This window comes from Vibrio sp. QJM3NY_26 (assembly GCF_057786005.1).
This window is the reverse complement of record NZ_CM173515.1, coordinates 1,963,556-1,982,834: the sequence shown is the minus strand read 5'-3', so window position 1 is coordinate 1,982,834 and position 19,279 is coordinate 1,963,556. Positions and strand designations below refer to the sequence as shown.

At 42.1% G+C, this 19,279-nt stretch carries 10 protein-coding genes; 6 read left to right on the top strand and 4 right to left on the bottom strand.

What is annotated here, in order from left to right; all coding sequences use genetic code 11:
* Positions 1–38: 38 nt before the first annotated feature.
* Positions 39–965, bottom strand: coding sequence for a tripartite tricarboxylate transporter substrate binding protein (locus AC3CH4_RS08885; protein ID WP_017076742.1), 927 nt, complete (start codon positions 963–965; stop codon positions 39–41).
* Positions 966–990: 25 nt separating this feature from the next.
* On the bottom strand, positions 991–1,461 hold the full coding sequence (locus AC3CH4_RS08880) for a hypothetical protein (RefSeq protein WP_017080997.1): 471 nt from the start codon (positions 1,459–1,461) through the stop codon (positions 991–993).
* A 983-nt stretch (positions 1,462–2,444) separates the two neighbouring features.
* Between AC3CH4_RS08880 and AC3CH4_RS08875 the strand changes: the two genes are divergently transcribed.
* From AC3CH4_RS08875 to AC3CH4_RS08850, 6 genes are all read left to right on the top strand, one after another.
* Positions 2,445–4,223, top strand: coding sequence for a sodium:solute symporter family transporter (locus AC3CH4_RS08875; RefSeq protein ID WP_017092953.1), 1,779 nt, complete (start codon positions 2,445–2,447; stop codon positions 4,221–4,223).
* A gap of 217 nt (positions 4,224–4,440) precedes the next feature.
* Positions 4,441–6,519, top strand: coding sequence for a DUF4962 domain-containing protein (locus tag AC3CH4_RS08870; protein ID WP_488524411.1), 2,079 nt, complete (start codon positions 4,441–4,443; stop codon positions 6,517–6,519).
* A 593-nt stretch (positions 6,520–7,112) separates the two neighbouring features.
* The gene (locus tag AC3CH4_RS08865; protein ID WP_004733521.1) at positions 7,113–7,994 is read left to right on the top strand and encodes an NAD(P)-dependent oxidoreductase; all 882 of its coding nucleotides are present in this window, start codon (positions 7,113–7,115) and stop codon (positions 7,992–7,994) included.
* Between the two features lie 1,173 nt (positions 7,995–9,167).
* Positions 9,168–11,039, top strand: coding sequence for a methyl-accepting chemotaxis protein (locus tag AC3CH4_RS08860; RefSeq protein WP_146456814.1), 1,872 nt, complete (start codon positions 9,168–9,170; stop codon positions 11,037–11,039).
* Between the two features lie 237 nt (positions 11,040–11,276).
* Entirely contained in the window at positions 11,277–13,019 is a 1,743-nt protein-coding gene (locus tag AC3CH4_RS08855; protein ID WP_488542838.1) for a polysaccharide lyase family 7 protein, read from the top strand.
* Between the two features lie 422 nt (positions 13,020–13,441).
* On the top strand, positions 13,442–15,010 hold the full coding sequence (locus tag AC3CH4_RS08850) for a polysaccharide lyase family 7 protein (RefSeq protein WP_488542837.1): 1,569 nt from the start codon (positions 13,442–13,444) through the stop codon (positions 15,008–15,010).
* A gap of 927 nt (positions 15,011–15,937) precedes the next feature.
* Here AC3CH4_RS08850 and AC3CH4_RS08845 read toward each other — a convergent pair.
* Together AC3CH4_RS08845 and AC3CH4_RS08840 are read right to left on the bottom strand one after the other, a co-directional pair.
* Complete coding sequence (locus AC3CH4_RS08845; RefSeq protein WP_488542836.1) at positions 15,938–17,737, bottom strand: hypothetical protein; 1,800 nt, start codon at positions 17,735–17,737, stop codon at positions 15,938–15,940.
* 191 nt (positions 17,738–17,928) lie between these two features.
* A complete protein-coding gene (locus AC3CH4_RS08840; protein ID WP_054547413.1) occupies positions 17,929–18,789 on the bottom strand; it encodes an oligogalacturonate-specific porin KdgM family protein in 861 nt (286 codons plus the stop codon).
* Positions 18,790–19,279 lie beyond the last annotated feature (490 nt).

Sequence of the window (19,279 nt, the reverse complement as noted above, 5' to 3'; positions counted from 1 at the left end):
AAAAAGGCACAACTTGTCGTTGTGCCTATGAGTTGAGATTATTGAATTAATTCAGTAAGTGACTTTGTATCTTCTGCAACGAATGCAGTGAATGCTTTATCATCAAGATTGTGAATAGTCATCGCACCTTTCGCCATGAAAGATTTGAACTCCTCACTTGCCATTGCTTCGTCAAATGCAGCACCTAGTTTCTCAATTACCGCATCAGGCGTATCTTTTGGAGCGCCAATACCACGCCATGTACCTGTTACAACATCAATACCTTGTTCTTTCAAAGTAGGAACATCAGGAATGTACTGAATACGTTCTTCTGACATGACACCTAATGCTTTTAGTTGGCCTGAACGAAGTTGAGCGATAGCTTCACCCGGTGTCACCATGGTTACGTCTGTGTGGTGGCCTAATACGGCAGGAATTGCTTCAGACGCACCGTTGTAAGGGATAGCGTTTAATTTGATGCCTTGGTCTTTTTCTAAAGACATGAGGTAGAAGTTTGGCGCAGCGGTTGAAGCAAATTTTACGCTGCCTGGGTTTTCTTTTGCTTCTTTGATTAGGTCATTGATGGTGTTGTATGGGCTATCTGCTGCAACCAATACTACTGCTGGGTCTAAGTTGACTAAGCGAATGAGTCTAAAATCGTCTGCTGTATGACGCATCAAACCCATTTGAGGAAGCGAAGCGATTTCACGAGTTACTACTGTTAATGTATAACCGTCAGCTCGCTGCTGGGCACCAAAACTCATACCAACGGCACCAGCGCCACCAGTACGGTTCATGATTGAAATATTTTGTCCCAGAATGTCTTTGGCGCTATTGGCAAGAGTACGGCCAACGGCATCTGTACCGCCGCCCGCGCCAAATGGAACAACTAAGCGAATGTTCTTGCTCGGGTAGTCTGCTGCAATCGACGTTGCAGAAACAAGTATGCCGGCTGCCAGCATGATGGATTTCAATAATTTACTCATAGTAAGTTCCTTCTGTTTCTAATTATTAGCGATATGTTTTTGTAGGGTTTTCAGCTTTTTCGGTTTGGTATTCGTGCATTGCTAGCTGTTCAATAGCTACCGCTATCCAGCCACTGATCAGCATGTCATACCATTGTTGTACACCACTGCAGGCAACAACCACGTTTCCGTAAACAAACGAACCATAAAACAGTAAGTCTTCGTCACGTAATGAAGATGGGTGCTGGGAATGAAGTGTTAGATTGCTTGTCGATTCTCGCCATGCTTGCTGAGCTTTCTTACGAGCAAGGTGATCAAACTTGATAGTCCAGTTATCTGGGGTTCCTAAAGACTCTTCATAAAGAATGGCGTCTTCAAAAGAGGCTTCCCAAGGCTTGAGGTGCGGATTCATAACGACAATATGCAGTTCTTTTCTATTGGTTCTTTCAAATAGCTTGTCGATAGAGGGTTTAACGATATCGATAGCGTCTTGAGTGATATCTTTCATTGAGCGCATGCCACATGTCCTTATGTCTGGTTAGATATATAGAATATTGTATGACAATAATTCTTCAATTAACGAAAGCTTGGAAGTGGGGAGCGATCACAAGCGGAAGTCTACTAACTAGACTCCGATCTTGTTTTAACCATATTGTGTCGAAAATAGTGTGATTCTGGTCTTTTATTAAACTGGATATAAATGCACTCAGCTCCAGTTTATTTTGGCTTATTTATTAGGTATAAACTCACCATCATATGGCCGCCGTTCTGTTAATTCATACGGGTGAAAATTTTGGCGTGATAATAGAGCACCCTATAAAACAATAGATACATACGGACATGCTAGTGAGCTAACCTGTTTGTTTTTAGGAAGCGTGTTGCACTGTTTTGGTTCAATCACTTTCCATCTTTCTTAAACTATTCGGGTTGCTCAATACCCCTAATTTTTGCATGTTCTCTTTATCACTCCCAGAGACAACATCTTAAATTCCCTCTCTTAACTCATCAGGAAATGGTCTAAATAATCATTCGATTGAGATGATTTCACATCCATTTGTATTTAGATCTAAAGATAAGAGCACTACATAAGTTTGAATTGAATTCTAATGATATTACCCGCTCGATTTTGATAAAAAACACTGGTTTATTGTGTGATGAATGATGTGGATTTGGTCTCGAATTCTCTTTTATTATTTTTTAGGTCTTTATGTTTATATGTGTTTGGTTGTATTTGTTAATAAATGTGCAAAGTCTCGCTTTTGTTTTAAGTCGTTGTTTTTAAGGTGAAATTTATTTTAAGTGTTTGATCTTTTGGGTTTTTACCTAAAACCCTAACAATTTCCTTAATGGATTAGTCATATTCCATCCTATGTCATATATATAATTAACTTAATCAATTAAAATAAGATCACCATCACTTATTTGGATTATTGTACTACAAATAAAGAGTCGAATTTCCTATAGTCCTCGTAACAAATTATAACGGACAAAGGATACACGATGGAACTCAACACGATTATTGTCGGCATTTATTTCCTATTCTTGATTGCGATAGGTTGGATGTTTAGAACATTTACAAGCACTACTAGTGACTACTTCCGCGGGGGCGGTAACATGTTGTGGTGGATGGTTGGTGCAACCGCCTTTATGACCCAGTTTAGTGCATGGACATTCACCGGTGCAGCAGGTAAAGCGTATAACGATGGTTTCGCTGTAGCGGTCATCTTCGTAGCCAACGCATTTGGTTACTTCATGAACTACGCGTACTTCGCGCCGAAATTCCGTCAACTTCGCGTTGTTACGGTAATTGAAGCGATTCGTATGCGTTTTGGTGCGACCAACGAACAAGTATTCACTTGGTCTTCAATGCCGAACTCAGTGGTATCTGCGGGTGTGTGGTTAAACGCATTAGCAATCATCGCTTCGGGTATCTTCGGTTTCGACATGAACATGACTATCTGGGTGACTGGCCTAGTGGTCTTGGCGATGTCGGTAACAGGTGGTTCATGGGCGGTAATCGCATCTGACTTCATGCAGATGGTTATCATCATGGCGGTAACGGTAACTTGCGCGGTTGTAGCGGTTGTTCAAGGTGGTGGTGTTGGTGAGATTGTTAACAACTTCCCAGTACAAGATGGTGGTTCGTTCCTTTGGGGCAACAACATCAACTACCTAAGCATCTTTACGATTTGGGCATTCTTCATCTTCGTTAAGCAGTTCTCTATTACTAACAACATGCTTAACTCTTACCGTTACCTAGCGGCTAAAGACTCAAAGAATGCAAAGAAAGCCGCACTGCTTGCTTGTGTGTTGATGTTGTGTGGTGTGTTTATTTGGTTCATGCCTTCTTGGTTCATTGCAGGCCAAGGTGTTGATTTATCAGCGGCTTACCCGAATGCAGGTAAAAAAGCGGGTGATTTTGCTTACCTATACTTTGTACAAGAGTACATGCCAGCAGGTATGGTTGGTCTATTAGTTGCCGCGATGTTTGCAGCGACAATGTCTTCAATGGATTCTGGTCTAAACCGTAACTCAGGTATCTTCGTTAAGAACTTCTACGAAACAATCGTTCGTAAAGGTCAAGCATCTGAGAAAGAGTTAGTAACCGTATCTAAAATTACTTCAGCGGTATTTGGCTTCGCTATTATCCTTATCGCACAGTTCATCAACTCGCTTAAAGGTTTGAGCCTGTTTGATACGATGATGTACGTAGGTGCGTTAATCGGTTTCCCTATGACGATTCCTGCATTCCTTGGTTTCTTCATCAAGAAGACTCCGGACTGGGCTGGTTGGGGTACGCTAGTTGTTGGTGGTATCGTATCTTACGTGGTTGGTTTTGTTATCAACGCAGAGATGGTAGCAGCGGCGTTTGGTCTTGATACTCTAACAGGACGTGAATGGTCTGATGTTAAAGTTGCGATTGGTCTGATTGCTCACATCACGCTAACTGGTGGCTTCTTCGTACTATCTACGATGTTCTACAAGCCTTTATCAAAAGAACGTCAAGCGGATGTTGATAAGTTCTTTGGCAACTTAGATACGCCATTAGTAGCTGAATCGGCAGAGCAAAAAGTGTTGGATAACAAACAACGTCAAATGCTTGGTAAACTGATTGCGGTAGCGGGTGTTGGTATCATGTTGATGGCTCTTCTGACTAACCCAATGTGGGGACGCCTAGTCTTCATCTTATGTGGTGTGATAGTTGGTGGTGTCGGTGTTCTACTTGTGAAAGCGGTCGATGACGGCGGCAAGCAAGCGAAAGCAGTAACCGAAAGCTAATACATAGAAAACGTTTATAATAGAATGCGACGACTCGAAAGGGCGTCGCATTTTTTATTCTGCGGAACCGGAAAACCGTCAGGTGAAAGATATCTGACCTAAATCACGAAAACTGTACAAAGTGGTTCAATCGAATCGAAATATATTCAATTGTCCTACAATAAGACGTATATTGATCGCAATTCCTTTCAATCAACTTGAAAATAAGTGAGTTAGAATGAGCGACCAAAAATCTCTTGATGCAATCAGGAAGATGAAGCTGGAGAATGATACTTCAGCAGGTAATCTTGTAGACCTACTCCCTATCGAAGTACAGACTCGTGACTTCGACTTATCATTCCTAGACACCTTGAGCGAAGCACGTCCGCGTCTTCTTGTTCAAGCTGATCAGCTAGAAGAATTCAAAGCAAAAGTGAAAGCTGATGAAGCTCACTGCATGTTTGATGACTTCTACAACAACTCTACCGTTAAGTTTCTTGAGACTGCGCCTTTTGAAGAGCCTCAAGCATACCCAGCTGAGACTGTAGGTAAAGCTTCTCTATGGCGTCCTTATTGGCGTCAAATGTACGTTGATTGCCAAATGGCACTGAACGCGACACGTAACCTAGCGATTGCTGGTGTTGTAAAAGAAGACGAAGCGCTCATTGCTAAAGCAAAAGCTTGGACTCTAAAACTGTCTACGTACGATCCAGAAGGCGTGACTTCTCGTGGCTACAACGACGAAGCGGCTTTCCGTGTCATCGCTGCAATGGCTTGGGGTTACGACTGGCTACACGGCTACTTCACAGATGAAGAACGTCAGCAAGTTCAAGATGCTTTGATTGAGCGTCTAGACGAAATCATGCACCACTTGAAAGTGACGGTTGATCTATTGAACAACCCGCTAAACAGCCACGGTGTTCGTTCTATTTCTTCTGCTATCATCCCAACGTGTATCGCGCTTTACCACGATCACCCGAAAGCAGGCGAGTACATCGCTTACGCTCTAGAATACTACGCAGTACACTACCCACCATGGGGCGGTGTAGACGGCGGTTGGGCTGAAGGTCCAGACTACTGGAACACACAAACTGCATTCCTAGGCGAAGCATTCGACCTGTTGAAAGCATACTGTGGTGTAGACATGTTTAACAAAACATTCTACGAAAACACCGGTGACTTCCCACTTTATTGTATGCCTGTTCACTCTAAGCGCGCGAGCTTCTGTGACCAGTCTTCAATCGGCGATTTCCCAGGTTTAAAATTGGCTTACAACATCAAGCACTACGCAGGTGTTAACCAGAAGCCTGAGTACGTTTGGTACTACAACCAACTGAAAGGCCGTGATACTGAAGCACACACTAAATTCTACAACTTTGGTTGGTGGGACTTCGGTTACGACGATCTTCGTTTTAACTTCCTTTGGGATGCACCTGAAGAGAAAGCACCATCGAACGATCCACTGTTGAAAGTATTCCCAATCACGGGTTGGGCTGCATTCCACAATAAGATGACTGAGCGTGATAACCATATTCACATGGTATTCAAATGTTCTCCGTTTGGCTCAATCAGCCACTCTCACGGTGACCAAAACGCATTTACGCTTCATGCATTTGGTGAAACGCTAGCGTCAGTAACAGGTTACTACGGTGGATTCGGTGTAGACATGCACACTAAGTGGCGTCGTCAAACGTTCTCTAAAAACCTTCCACTGTTTGGCGGTAAAGGTCAGTACGGCGAGAACAAGAACACAGGCTACGAAAACCACCAAGATCGCTTCTGTATCGAAGCGGGCGGCACTATCTCTGACTTCGACACAGAATCTGATGTGAAGATGGTTGAAGGTGATGCAACGGAATCTTACAAGTACTTCGTTCCTGAAATCGAATCTTACAAGCGTAAAGTCTGGTTCGTTCAAGGTAAAGTATTCGTAATGCAAGACAAGGCAACGCTTTCTGAAGAGAAAGACATGACTTGGCTAATGCACACAACTTTCGCAAACGAAGTGGCAGACAAGTCTTTCACTATCCGTGGCGAAGTTGCGCACCTAGACGTAAACTTCATCAACGAGTCTGCTGATAACATCACTTCAGTTAAGAACGTTGAAGGCTTTGGCGAAGTTGACCCATACGAGTTTAAAGATCTTGAGATCCACCGTCACGTTGAAGTGGAATTCAAGCCATCGAAAGAGCACAACATCCTGACGCTTCTCGTTCCTAATAAGAACAAAGGCGAGCAAGTTGAAGTGTCTCATAAGCTTGAAGGCAACACGCTACTACTCAATGTTGACGGTGAAACGGTTTCAATCGAACTGTAATCCGCTGAAGTAACAGAAGCTAGATACTAAAAACTCCGAGTGAAAGCTCGGAGTTTTTTTGTTTGTCTAGTTAGTTAGTTAGTTAGTTAGTTAGTTAGTTAGTTAGTTAGTTAGTTAGTTAGTTAGTTAGTTAGTTAGCTAGTTAAGTTGGATAAGTTGGATAAGTGGCAACCCGATCAGGTTGAAAGAAAACTTGATTGGCCTGGTGGAAACCACCGTCTTAAGTAACTCAAGCACTGAGCCCAGTCTTACAACGGTTTAGTTAGCGTCACGGCGGTTTAGTCAGTTTTACCGTGAACTACCTTCGTCACTGGCTGAGTAAGGGAGTAGTGAACTATACATAGGTAAAGGCGTAGCTTGTTCTTACTAATCGTATGACATTTAACGTATGTTATTTCATCAATAGACGGTTTTTTAGGTGGCATATAGTTCCTGTAAGTACAAAGCGTGCCCCATATTTTCTCGTAAAGTGAACCCCCGTCACAACTTGCGTCTAACCATCAAATCAATGCCCTAAAACTATTGCGAAACGAGAAAGACGTAGTTATTATAATGAGCATATAATCATACAATACTATATTTGGAGTTTGAACATGACTAAACCTGTAATCGGTTTCATTGGCCTAGGTCTTATGGGCGGCAACATGGTTGAAAACCTGCAAAAGCGCGGCTACCACGTAAACGTAATGGATCTAAGCGCTGAAGCTGTTGCTCGCGTTACAGACCGCGGTAATGCGACTGCATTCACTTCTGCTAAAGAACTCGCTGCGGCAAGTGACATTGTTCAGTTTTGTCTTACAACTTCAGCTGTTGTTGAAAAAATCGTATACGGCGAAGACGGTGTTCTTGCGGGCATCAAAGAAGGCGCAGTACTAGTAGACTTCGGTACTTCTATCCCTGCTTCTACTAAGAAAATCGGCGCAGCTCTTGCTGAAAAAGGCGCGGGCATGATCGACGCACCTCTAGGTCGTACTCCTGCACACGCTAAAGATGGTCTTCTGAACATCATGGCTGCTGGCGACATGGAAACTTTCAACAAAGTTAAACCTGTTCTTGAAGAGCAAGGCGAAAACGTATTCCACCTAGGCGCTCTAGGTTCTGGTCACGTAACTAAGCTTGTAAACAACTTCATGGGCATGACAACTGTTGCGACTATGTCTCAAGCTTTCGCTGTTGCTCAACGCGCTGGTGTTGATGGCCAACAACTGTTTGATATCATGTCTGCAGGTCCATCTAACTCTCCGTTCATGCAATTCTGTAAGTTCTACGCAGTAGACGGCGAAGAGAAGCTAGGTTTCTCTGTTGCTAACGCTAACAAAGACCTTGGTTACTTCCTTGCACTTTGTGAAGAGCTAGGTACTGAGTCTCTAATCGCTCAAGGTACTGCAACAAGCCTACAAGCTGCTGTTGATGCAGGCATGGGTAACAACGATGTACCAGTAATCTTCGACTACTTCGCTAAACTAGAGAAGTAATCGACGTACGACCTCGCTAGGGTATTGTCTGTCTTTTAGGCGGCGATTCCTCAGCGAGGTTCGTTTTTATCTACACCAGGTCTTATTTACAAGCCCGTTTTATCTCAAATTCTGCTTTATCTGCAACTACAATTCCCAGCTTACTCCCACGGTTTCACTCTTTTTCGTAAAGCCGCAACCATCTGTATTATTCTTCTAGCTCTACTTTTTTGCTTCCTGTTGTTCTATCTAATCAAAACTCTACCTGTTTCGACTTTCATTTAATCTCGATTTTCAATGCTGCAAAGCTGCTTGCTAACACTCAACGCCTCCAGAAATTCTTTGTTCTAGACGCGCTTTGTTAGGCATCAGCTGATTCTCTATTCTCACATGGTCAAATATCTAATACCGTCACTAACTACTGCGCGATAGTTTGTAGCGTAGATCGATAACCAAAACCCGAAGCAATAATCACAAAGCAAAAAAAAGCCCACACAGCTGGTGACTGTGTGGGCGTATTCGGACTAGCCGTCTGGAAAAACCAATGAACAAGACAAGTAAAATAACGATTAACGAGATCCCCCGACAGTCTCTACATTAAACGTGTTCAATGACCTTAAAGCGCGTTGCTTTAATTACCACTTTGAATTGCACAAAAGCATCCAGAAATAACTTAAGTTATGATTCAAGCACACCATACATTAGGGGTTATTGTATTACAAATAAATCTAAAGGTTGAATGACTTTAGTGAATGATTGGTTAGTGAGAATGTGACTTAAGGCTCACTTTCTAGTCAGCGAATCGAAATTGATATCAATAATTTGATTAGAAGTATTATCGGCGAATTTGTTTGATGGTTATTTGAAATTCGATCATTTTTCGTGATTTACTTGCTCTTTCCCAATCGCGTTAAAAGCCAAGACTCATAAATGATACCTATGTCACAGGGTGGTTTTAGCCAGTTTTAATATGTCAATATCGCTCACAGAAAGTTCCACTAATTAAACATACAATATTAATTAAAGTAATGGTTGTGACGATGGATCGGCATGAACAAGTTTCGCTTCCCGTATCTTCGAAAATGTAAAAAATGACCATTTCATTCGGATGAAAATAATAGACATAGGTTGATATGGATGATGAGTTTTATGAATTCAAAATTGTCTCTAGGGTTTAAAGGAAAATTGATTTTAATGGTGGCGATCGTCAGTTCTAGTGCGTTGGCATTTACGAACTGGTTTACGCTTGACTTAGCAGCAGACCAGGTAAACCAAACGATTTATAACGAGATTGACCACTCGCTAACGATAGAAATTAATCAAATAGAAAGTACCGTTCAGCGCACTATCGATACCGTAAACTCTGTCGCACAAGAGTTCATGAAATCCCCATACCAAGTGCCTAGTGAAGCGCTTATGCATTACGCAGCCAAGCTCGGTGGCATTGATAAAATCGTAGTTGGTTTTGACGACGGCCGTTCTTACACTTCTCGTCCGTCAGAGTCTTTCCCTAACGGTGTTGGAATCAAAGAAAAGTACAATCCAACCACTCGACCTTGGTATCAACAAGCGAAATTGAAATCAGGCTTATCTTTTAGTGATCTGTTTTTCACTAAGAGTACTCAAGTGCCTATGATTGGTGTGACGTACTCATACCAAGACCGCGTCATCATGGCCGACATACGTTTTGACGATTTGGAAACGCAGCTTGAACAGTTGGACAGCATCTACGAAGCCAAAGGCATTATCATCGACGAGAAGGGCATGGTGGTCGCTTCAACAATCGAAAACGTACTTCCGCAAAGCAATATATCTTCCGCAGATACGCAGATGAAACTCAACAGTGCCATTGAACAGCCTGATCAATTCATTGAGGGTGTGATTGATGGTAACCAGAGAATATTGATGGCCAAGAAAGTGGATATTGGCAGCCAGAAAGAGTGGTTCATGATCTCTAGTATTGACCCTGAACTCGCGCTCAATCAGTTGAATGGCGTGATGTCGAGTGCGCGCATCCTTATCGTGGCTTGTGTGTTTGGCTCGGTGATATTGATGATTTTGCTTCTAAATCGTTTTTATCGCCCAATCGTGTCACTGCGCAAAATCGTCCACGACCTATCTCAAGGTAACGGAGACCTGACTCAAAGGCTTGCTGAGAAGGGGAATGATGACTTAGGACATATCGCCAAAGACATCAACTTGTTCATTATCGGCTTACAAGAGATGGTTAAGGATGTGAAATATAAGAACTCGGATCTCGATACCAAGGTACTGAGTATTCGCGAAGGCTGCAAAGAAACCAGCGACGTACTGCAAGTTCATACTGATGAAACGGTTCAAGTGGTCTCTGCGATTAACGGCTTGTCTGAAGCATCGAATGAAGTAGAGAAGAGTTCTCAGTCCGCGGCAGAAGCAGCAAGAGAAGCGGCTGTGTTCAGTGATGAGACTAAACAGATTAACACCGTGACGGAAACCTATATCAGTGATCTTGAGAAGCAAGTCTGCACCACTTCTGATGATATTCGCTCAATGGCCAATGAAACGCAGAGCATCCAGTCTATCGTGTCTGTGATTGGCGGGATTGCGGAACAAACTAATTTGCTGGCATTGAATGCGTCAATTGAAGCGGCGAGAGCGGGTGAACATGGTCGAGGTTTCGCGGTGGTTGCTGATGAAGTCCGTGCGTTAGCCAACCGAACGCAAATCAGCACCTCGGAAATAGAAGAGGCGTTATTGGGTTTACAGTCGAAATCGGATGGTTTAGTTAAATCGATTGAACTGACCAAAAGTAATTGTGAGATGACTCGCGCTCAAGTTGTTCAAGCGGTAAACATGTTGGCGAAGCTAACTGAGCAAATGGAAACAGTAAGTCGTTTCAACAATGACATTTCGGGTTCATCTGTTGAGCAAAACGCCCTTATTCAGAGCATTGCTAAGAACATGCATAAGATTGAAAGCTTTGTTGAGGAACTTAATAAGCTAAGCCAAGATCAGTTGACTGAATCAGCAGAAATCAAAACACTTAACGGTAGCGTTAGTGAGTTGATGAGCAGCTTTAAGGTTTAATCTTTCTAATATTTATATCTAAAAATCAACATACTAAGTTTAGTTGTTGATCTGAGAGCCACTCATTAACTGTCGAGTTTAGAGTGGCTTTTCTGCGTTGTTCTTGAATCTAATTCTACGCAATATCCGTTAATTTCACTTCATTTGCCGCATCTCACATTCTGATAAATAGATAATTGACATAAAATAGTACAAATATACATTATCACTCTACTCTTATGGATAAGTGAGATAAATGTGAATAAGCCAATCATCATCGTTGCGCTCGCTTCGCTCACATACGGCTGCGGTGGAAGCAGCTCAAGCGATAGCAATGACTCTTCTGATAACACCAGTCCAGGTACTTCTTATGGTGTTGTTGCGCCTTATGATATTGCTAAGTATCAAAACATCCTCTCGAGTTCTGACCTTCAGGTATCGGATCCTAATGGCACAGAGGGTAATAAAACTTCTGAAGTTAAAGGTGGGGATTTCGATGGCTACATCAGTGATTATTTTTACGCGGATGAAGAGACGGAAAACCTAATCTTCAAAATGGCGAACTATAAGATGCGTTCAGAGGTTCGTGAGGGAGAAAACTTCGATATCAATGAAACTGGTGTAAGACGAAGCCTGTATGCGGAAATAAGCTTACCTGATATCGAACATGCAATGGCGAGTTCACCCGCTGATCATGATGAAGTGACGTTGCTACAGATACACAATAAGGGCACTGACGAGAATGGTACGGGTTATATCCCTCATCCGCTATTGCGTGTAGTTTGGGAGCAGGAACGAGATGGCCTCACAGGTCACTACTGGGCGGTCATGAAAAACAATGCCATTGACTGTAGCAGTGCTGCTGACTCTTCGGATTGTTACGCCACTTCATATAATCGCTACGATTTGGGAGAGGCGGATCTCGATAGTTTCACCAAGTTTGATCTTTCTGTTTATGAAAACACCCTTTCGCTCAAAGTGAACGATGAAGTTAAAGTCGACGAAGACATCACTTACTGGCAGCACCTACTGAGTTACTTTAAAGCAGGTATCTATAATCAATTTGAAAATGGTGAAGCTACGGCCCACTTTCAGGCTTTGCGATACACTACAACACAGGTCAACGGCTCAAACGATTGGGATATTAGCGATTGGAAGTTGACGATTCCTGCGAGTAAAGACACTTGGTATGGAAGTGGGGGTGACAGTGCTGCTGAACTAGAACCTGAGCGCTGCGAATCGAGCAAAGGCCTTCTCGCCAATAACAGTGATGTCTACGACAGCGATATTGGTCTTTCTTATTTCAATACCGATGACGGAAGAATGCACTTTCGAGCTGACATGGGATATGGCACTAGTACACAAAACTCTAGCTATATTCGTTCTGAGTTCAGGGAGTTGTATCAAAGCAGTGCTCAACCGGATTGTAGCACCAGCGATGAAGATACAAGTTGGTATTTGGAGGACACTAGAACGAACGCTACCAGTCACGAGCTAACCGCAAGCTTACGAATTGAAGACTACCCGAACATTAATAACCAAGACCCGAAAGTCGTGCTTGGGCAAATACACGGTTGGAAGATCAATCAAGCATTGGTGAAGTTGTTATGGGAAGGAGAGAGTAAGCCAGTAAGAGTGATACTGAACTCCGATTTTGAACGCAACAACCAAGACTGTAACCATTGTGAGCCATTCAGTGTCGAGTTAGGTACTTATTCGGTAAGCGAAGAGTGGCGATATACGATTCGCGCTAACCAAGACGGTGTCTACTTGGCAACCCATGATGCAGATGGAACCAATACTGTTTCTCACTCAATCCTTTGGGGGCAAGATTACACTGATAAGGATGGGGACACGGTGTCGTTAACGTCAGATTGGGTATCGACAGATGTTGCTTTCTATTTCAAAGCGGGCATCTACCCACAATTTAAGCCTGATAGCGACTATGCGGGTGAAGTGTTTGATGTGAGCTTTAGTTCTCTAAGAGTAGAGCATAACTGAGTTCTCAGATGTTTGATTAGCCATGTCGGTAAAGAAGATGACCATATTGACGCCTAACAATGTGGTCTTTTTTTGTTTTTGGACACTTACAGTGATTGTTTGGAAGGGCAAATGTTCTGCTCGAATCATTCAAATACACACGATTACAGCTCGCTGATTCTGCCCTTGCTAGCTCATTTCGCATTCTAAACTCTTATATATTGTCTTTTATCAATAGGAAATGTGATCCAGTTAAAGTATGGAAAAATCGGAAAGTGTTCCTAGTCTCATTTATCCAATGAAGTGTTTTATTTGTATTATAAGATTACGTAATATTTTCATGTTATCGCAAATACTGATAGGTAAATCGCCTTATAGCTCGTGTTTGCTGATTTGGCTTTCACTTACGAATGCTGTCTTTGTATTATAATAATGGATTAAATATGAAACAAATTACTCTAAAAACTTTACTCGCTTCTTCTATTCTACTTGCGGTTGGTTGTGCGAGCACGAGCACGCCTACTACTGATTTTCCAAATAACAAAGAAACTGGTGAAGCGCTTGTGACGCCAGTTGCTGTTACCGCAAGTAGCCATGATGGTAACGGACCTGATCGTCTCGTTGACCAAGACCTAACTACACGTTGGTCATCTGCGGGTGACGGCGAGTGGGCAACGCTAGACTATGGTTCAGTACAAGAGTTTGACGCGGTTCAGGTATCTTTCAGTAAAGGTAATCAGCGCCAATCTAAATTTGATATTCAAGTGAGTGTCGATGGCGAAAGCTGGACAACGGTACTAGAAAACCAACTAAGCTCAGGTAAAGCGATCGGCCTAGAGCGTTTCCAATTCGAGCCAGCAGTGCAAGCACGCTACGTAAGATACGTTGGTCACGGTAATACCAAAAACGGTTGGAACAGTGTTACGGGATTAGCTGCGGTTAACTGTAGCATTAACGCTTGTCCTGCTAGCCATATCATTACTTCAGACGTGGTAGCTGCAGAAGCTGCAATGATCGCTGAAATGAAAGCGGCGGAAAAAGCACGCAAAGATGCGCGCAAAGATCTTCGTTCTGGTAACTTCGGTGTAGCAGCGGTTTACCCTTGTGAGGCAACAGTTAAATGTGACACTCGCACTGCGCTACCTCTACCAACGGGCTTACCTGAGACACCTCTAGCAGGTAATGCACCTAGCGAAAACTTTGATATGACTCATTGGTATCTATCTCAGCCTTTCGATCATGATAAAAATGGGAAGCCTGATGATGTTTCTGAGTGGAACCTTGCAAACGGTTACCAACACCCTGAAATCTTCTACACAGCTGACGACGGCGGCCTAGTATTTAAAGCTTACGTGAAAGGTGTACGTACATCTAAAAACACTAAGTACGCGCGTACAGAGCTTCGTGAAATGATGCGTCGTGGTGATCAGTCTATTAGCACTAAGGGTGTTAACAAGAACAACTGGGTATTTTCAAGCGCGCCTGAATCAGATTTAGAAGCGGCAGCGGGTATTGATGGTGTTCTAGAAGCTACCTTGAAAATCGATCACGCAACAACGACAGGTAATGCGAACGAAGTAGGCCGCTTTATCATTGGTCAGATTCATGATCAAAACGATGAGCCAATTCGTTTGTACTACCGTAAACTGCCAAACCAAGCAACGGGTGCGGTTTACTTCGCACACGAAAGCCAAGACGCGACAAAAGAGGACTTCTACCCTCTAGTTGGTGGCATGACTGCTGAAGTTGGTGAAGATGGTATCGCGCTTGGCGAAGTGTTCAGCTACCGCATCGCAGTTAAGGGTAACACGATGACTGTCACTCTAATGCGTGAAGGCAAAGACGACGTAGTGCAAGTGGTTGATATGAGCGAAAGCGGCTACGACGCAGGTGGTAAGTACATGTACTTCAAAGCGGGTGTTTACAATCAAAACATCAGCGGCGACCTAGACGATTACTCACAAGCGACTTTCTACCAACTAGATGTATCGCACGATCAATACAAAAAGTAATCTAACCCTATAAACCAAAGCCTCCAACTCCCAGAGTTCGGAGGCTTTTTTGTGTCTGTTGTTTGGGCTTAAGCGTATGATTTAATTGAGTAGGAGAGGGGTAGTTATCAATTGCACAGAGTTTAAGACATTATCATTAAACTCATTCAGTATTAACTTTAGTCATTATCAGTTTCAGTCACTATTAAGCCCCAAGTGCCGATCACCATTAACCTCGCTCATGATTAATCTCGGTTACCAGTAGGCCAACTTGTCGGGGATTTAAACCCAAATAATGTCGTTATGTTTATCGGAATCACCTTAGCTCGAAAACTTTGACTTTGTTCTCAAAGTATTTACCAATGCGACGTCTATACACGAACGTCGCATTGTGTGTGGTCTACTAATAAGCGTTAGCTCGGCTGACTACTCCCGTACTGTTCTTGGAACCGTCACGCTTGGATTGTTGAGCGAGGCTCCTAACAACAGCCATAAGTAGTGCTTTAACTCTTTCATAAATAGGAGGGTAGGGTTAGCCATCACTCTATTAGCTCTTATGCTTTATGAAATACATAGGTAGGTTCAAGTCGATGATCTAACGACTCTAACAGCTCAAGGGTATGCGGTTTAGCGTTAGTTGCTTGCAGGCCTTAAATGGTCTGTGACACTAAATAATAATTTGTGGGTTGAGTATAGAGCTGAGGGTTTTGGTCTATCTATCATAGATACAGGGCTTTGATAGGGCTAAATAAGTAGGAATGCAGGGACCATTCCTTACTAGCAGCATCGGTCCATATTCAACGCTGAAGTAAAGTTCCGCTGAGTCAGAGAGCTTAACTGAATCGCCAATCTGATTTCTATTTTTGAGCTAGGAATAAAAAATCCCTATCAACATATTTGATAGGGATTATTTTATCTAGCAATCGAGCCTGGCTTTTCTAGTGAGAGCTAGAACAAGTCTGAATCTAGGTTGTCAAAGTAGGTGTATGTCCCTTTTGAACCATTGTCACCGGTATATAGTGCAATAGCGGTCGGGAAACCACCTGCATTTTCAGCCTTTAAGCTAGAATAATCTGTGCCATCAATATTTACTGTAACATCATCATTCACCCATTTGACGGTCACATCTACCCATGTGTCTTTTGAGTATGAAGCAAGGTCAACTTGGCTGCCTGTTTCGTCGCGGAATTTAATCATACTAGATGTAAATACAACTTCAGTGAAGCGACCACTAGATGATGCGTCGTTATTAGAACCTAAGAAAATGTATGATGCTTTTACATAGCCATCGCTAGGGATGTATACAGATGTAGAAACAGAGCCAGTTTCTGCTGCGCCATTAGCAAAGTCACGGCCAACGATAGGTTTGTTATTATCAGTGGTTGAGTCCGCACCATCTTCAATGCGTAAAGAGTTAGAGCCCGACTTGGCAAAGTCACTACTGATTACTGCTGTATTTAAAACCCCATCAACACCTTTTGTCTTGTATGCAGTGTTAGCCACATCGATCTGCGTATCTACAGTATAAGAATCGAAGTTGTCTGTCACTTCTCCCGGCTCAGGGTCTGGTTCAGTGCTGTCACCGTCAACAATAACAGTTGCTTCAGCTGTGGCGCTGTTATAAGGGTTACCTGATAAAGAGTGACCATTAGGGTACCCATTAAAATCATCTTCAAATACTAACTCGTCAGTAGTCGTGTCGTTTGAGTAAACTTTAAAGTTATCCGCGATCATTTCGTAATGCGTTGTATTTGAAGTATCACCAAGCTTTAATGATATGACAGTAACTGCAGCTTTATCAAAAGATTCAAAACCGTTTCCATCATTGTCATATACGTTGTCATTTACCTTGAAACTGTAATAACCGTCAGCCCAACTGATTTCAACAGCTAGGTCTTCGCCCAAAGTGTAAGTACCAACAGGCTCATCAGAAATTTGAGGTTTACCATCTTCAACCACCGTAGAACGGTAGAAAATTTCCCCAGCGTTGAAAATGACTTCACCGTGCAGGTTGATATTAGATGTACCTGAAGCAAAGAGACTAATGTATGCGTTATTACCTGAGGTATTTTCTTCTTGTGTCGTATCTTCGTCCACTTGGTAGATTAGATCTACAGTCATTTTCCCTGATGCAATAGTATCTACAGTTGCATCTGTACTACTGTCAGATAATTTTAAACGTAACTCTCCTGAGTCAGTTTTACTACCATTATGGTTTGTATCTAAAATTTGAACGTAGCCGTCAATACCAACTAGGTCATTGGCGTCAGTGATAGCATCTTGCACGCCTTCGACCTCAGTTTGATCTGAACCTGAGTAATTGATTCCTGAAGAACTATCAGTAACTATCAGAGCGCCCGAATCATCTAGGGTGAAAACACCATCCAAAATTTCAAGAGTGGATGACCCTGTTTCATAGTAAGTAAAAGAAACGGTACCTGCTTCTTCGTCATAATTATTTGTAGATGCACTTGCATCTTTAATTATGTATGTGCCTAAGTTGTCATCGTCGTCATAGTATTTATGGTTGCCGTCTTCTTGGAAAACATACACATTTGGAAGGTCTGCGTTTGATGACGCAGATATTGAACTAGAGTTACTATCAATAATTTGCCAGTAACCCGCAGTTAAAGTAGGAGTACTAGGATCGGGAGTAGGTTCAGTTGGGATGGGTAAACCATCACTGTTACAACCGAATAATAAACCTGTCGAAAGAGCGACAGCTGTAGCGACTTTAGAAATCTGCATAAAATATTCTCTTTATGATATTAAATCCATATGTAAATCACATAAGAAATAGATAATGAATAGTCGTTAAATATTATTAGGATGAAGCTAATTCTGATTAGAACATCCTATTATTTAAAATAAAGTAATTAAAATATGCCCAAATAAATTACAAGAGGAGAGGGCCATTTTATAGTTTGACTATTTTATTATTAGAATGAGTAAGCAATACCAACACGGTATTTAGCTTCACGATCTTTAGACGATGAACTGATATCAGAAGACCAGATTTCAGCAAAAGGTTTCCAAGAACCGAACTTGTAGTTTACTTTTAAGCCAGCATCCCATTCCCAGTCATCACTATTATAAAGAAGTACGTTATCCAAAGATTTTACATAGTTTGCTTCGTAGGAAAGGCCAAGCTTAGGTAGAGATTCAATTTTGTAAGAACCCGTCAGTGTAACTTTAGACTTTTGAGCTGATTCTAAACGTTCGCCAGTTTCAGAATCTTTGTCACCAAATTGTGTGTGGTTGCGGAAATCAGCATATTCATGACGGTAACGAATAGCGGTCGTTAAACCCATGTCTGCTTTATAACCAACGCGGAACTGAGGTTTGAACGTAACCTTCTTCATCTTCCAATCGCCATCATTAGCATTAGGTTCATCCCAATCCCAAGCAATAGGCATACCCATTTGTAGATACCAGTTGTTGTCTATTTTGTATGTCGCTGTGTTATCAATCTCCATACCATAGATGTACCAATTGCCATCGTAGAAGCTTTTACTGTTCGCTGATTTAACAGAACCTGAATCTTCATCGTAGTATGAATCATCAGTGTGAAACTTAAGTTCTAGGCCAGTAGAGTGCTTCCACTTGTCTGAAAGTTTAAAGCTTTCACCTAGCTTAACTCGGTGCTGATGGCGAGCGTCTACGTGAGCCGTATCACCATTAGTCTTTGTATAATCCGTCGCAGCACGATACTCGTAACGATAATCAAGAGATGCACCAGCAGCTGTGCCCGCTAAAAGAGTACATGCAACAGCTGCAGCAATTTTTGTAACAGAATTCATACCTTTGTCTCACTATTATTTTTTTATTCTGGATACATCCAATGTACCCCTGGCTCACAAACCAATACCTTACATGGTATTAAATTAATGTATGACAAATATAGTATTTATTCCTAGGGTAGATTTCTGTGAGATCTATCAAAAGTTCCGACTAATGGCCTATTTATATAGCTAAATGTTATGAATATCCCAATTTACGGCTTACCAATCAAATCAATCATGACTCAGTTCTCATATTAACAAACCTTGTAAGCTCAGTCGGGTGTATGTGTTAAAATAATACAAATGTAAGAGTATTCCCACGCTTTCATATCGATGTTCTAGTTATTGTGGTTTAAACATAGCGGAGCATGTTGAGGGGTATAGATATAAACCTCCGTCAAATGTTTGGTAAAAGTTAAAAGATGGCGAAATGTAAATTCTATTTATTGATTGGTTTATTTAAGTCGAAGAGAAAATATTTAGTACTAATTCGTGTTCAAAAGTAGTT

Excerpts from the sequence above, each read along its gene's own strand:
- AC3CH4_RS08885 (WP_017076742.1), bottom strand. The coding sequence starts at position 965 with ATGAGTAAATTATTGAAATCCATCATGCTGGCAGCCGGCATACTTGTT.
- AC3CH4_RS08880 (WP_017080997.1), bottom strand. The coding sequence starts at position 1,461 with ATGCGCTCAATGAAAGATATCACTCAAGACGCTATCGATATCGTTAAA.
- AC3CH4_RS08875 (WP_017092953.1), top strand. The coding sequence starts at position 2,445 with ATGGAACTCAACACGATTATTGTCGGCATTTATTTCCTATTCTTGATT.
- AC3CH4_RS08870 (WP_488524411.1), top strand. The coding sequence starts at position 4,441 with ATGAGCGACCAAAAATCTCTTGATGCAATCAGGAAGATGAAGCTGGAG.
- AC3CH4_RS08865 (WP_004733521.1), top strand. The coding sequence starts at position 7,113 with ATGACTAAACCTGTAATCGGTTTCATTGGCCTAGGTCTTATGGGCGGC.
- AC3CH4_RS08860 (WP_146456814.1), top strand. The coding sequence starts at position 9,168 with ATGGTGGCGATCGTCAGTTCTAGTGCGTTGGCATTTACGAACTGGTTT.
- AC3CH4_RS08850 (WP_488542837.1), top strand. The coding sequence starts at position 13,442 with ATGAAACAAATTACTCTAAAAACTTTACTCGCTTCTTCTATTCTACTT.
- AC3CH4_RS08845 (WP_488542836.1), bottom strand. The coding sequence starts at position 17,737 with ATGCAGATTTCTAAAGTCGCTACAGCTGTCGCTCTTTCGACAGGTTTA.
- AC3CH4_RS08840 (WP_054547413.1), bottom strand. The coding sequence starts at position 18,789 with ATGAATTCTGTTACAAAAATTGCTGCAGCTGTTGCATGTACTCTTTTA.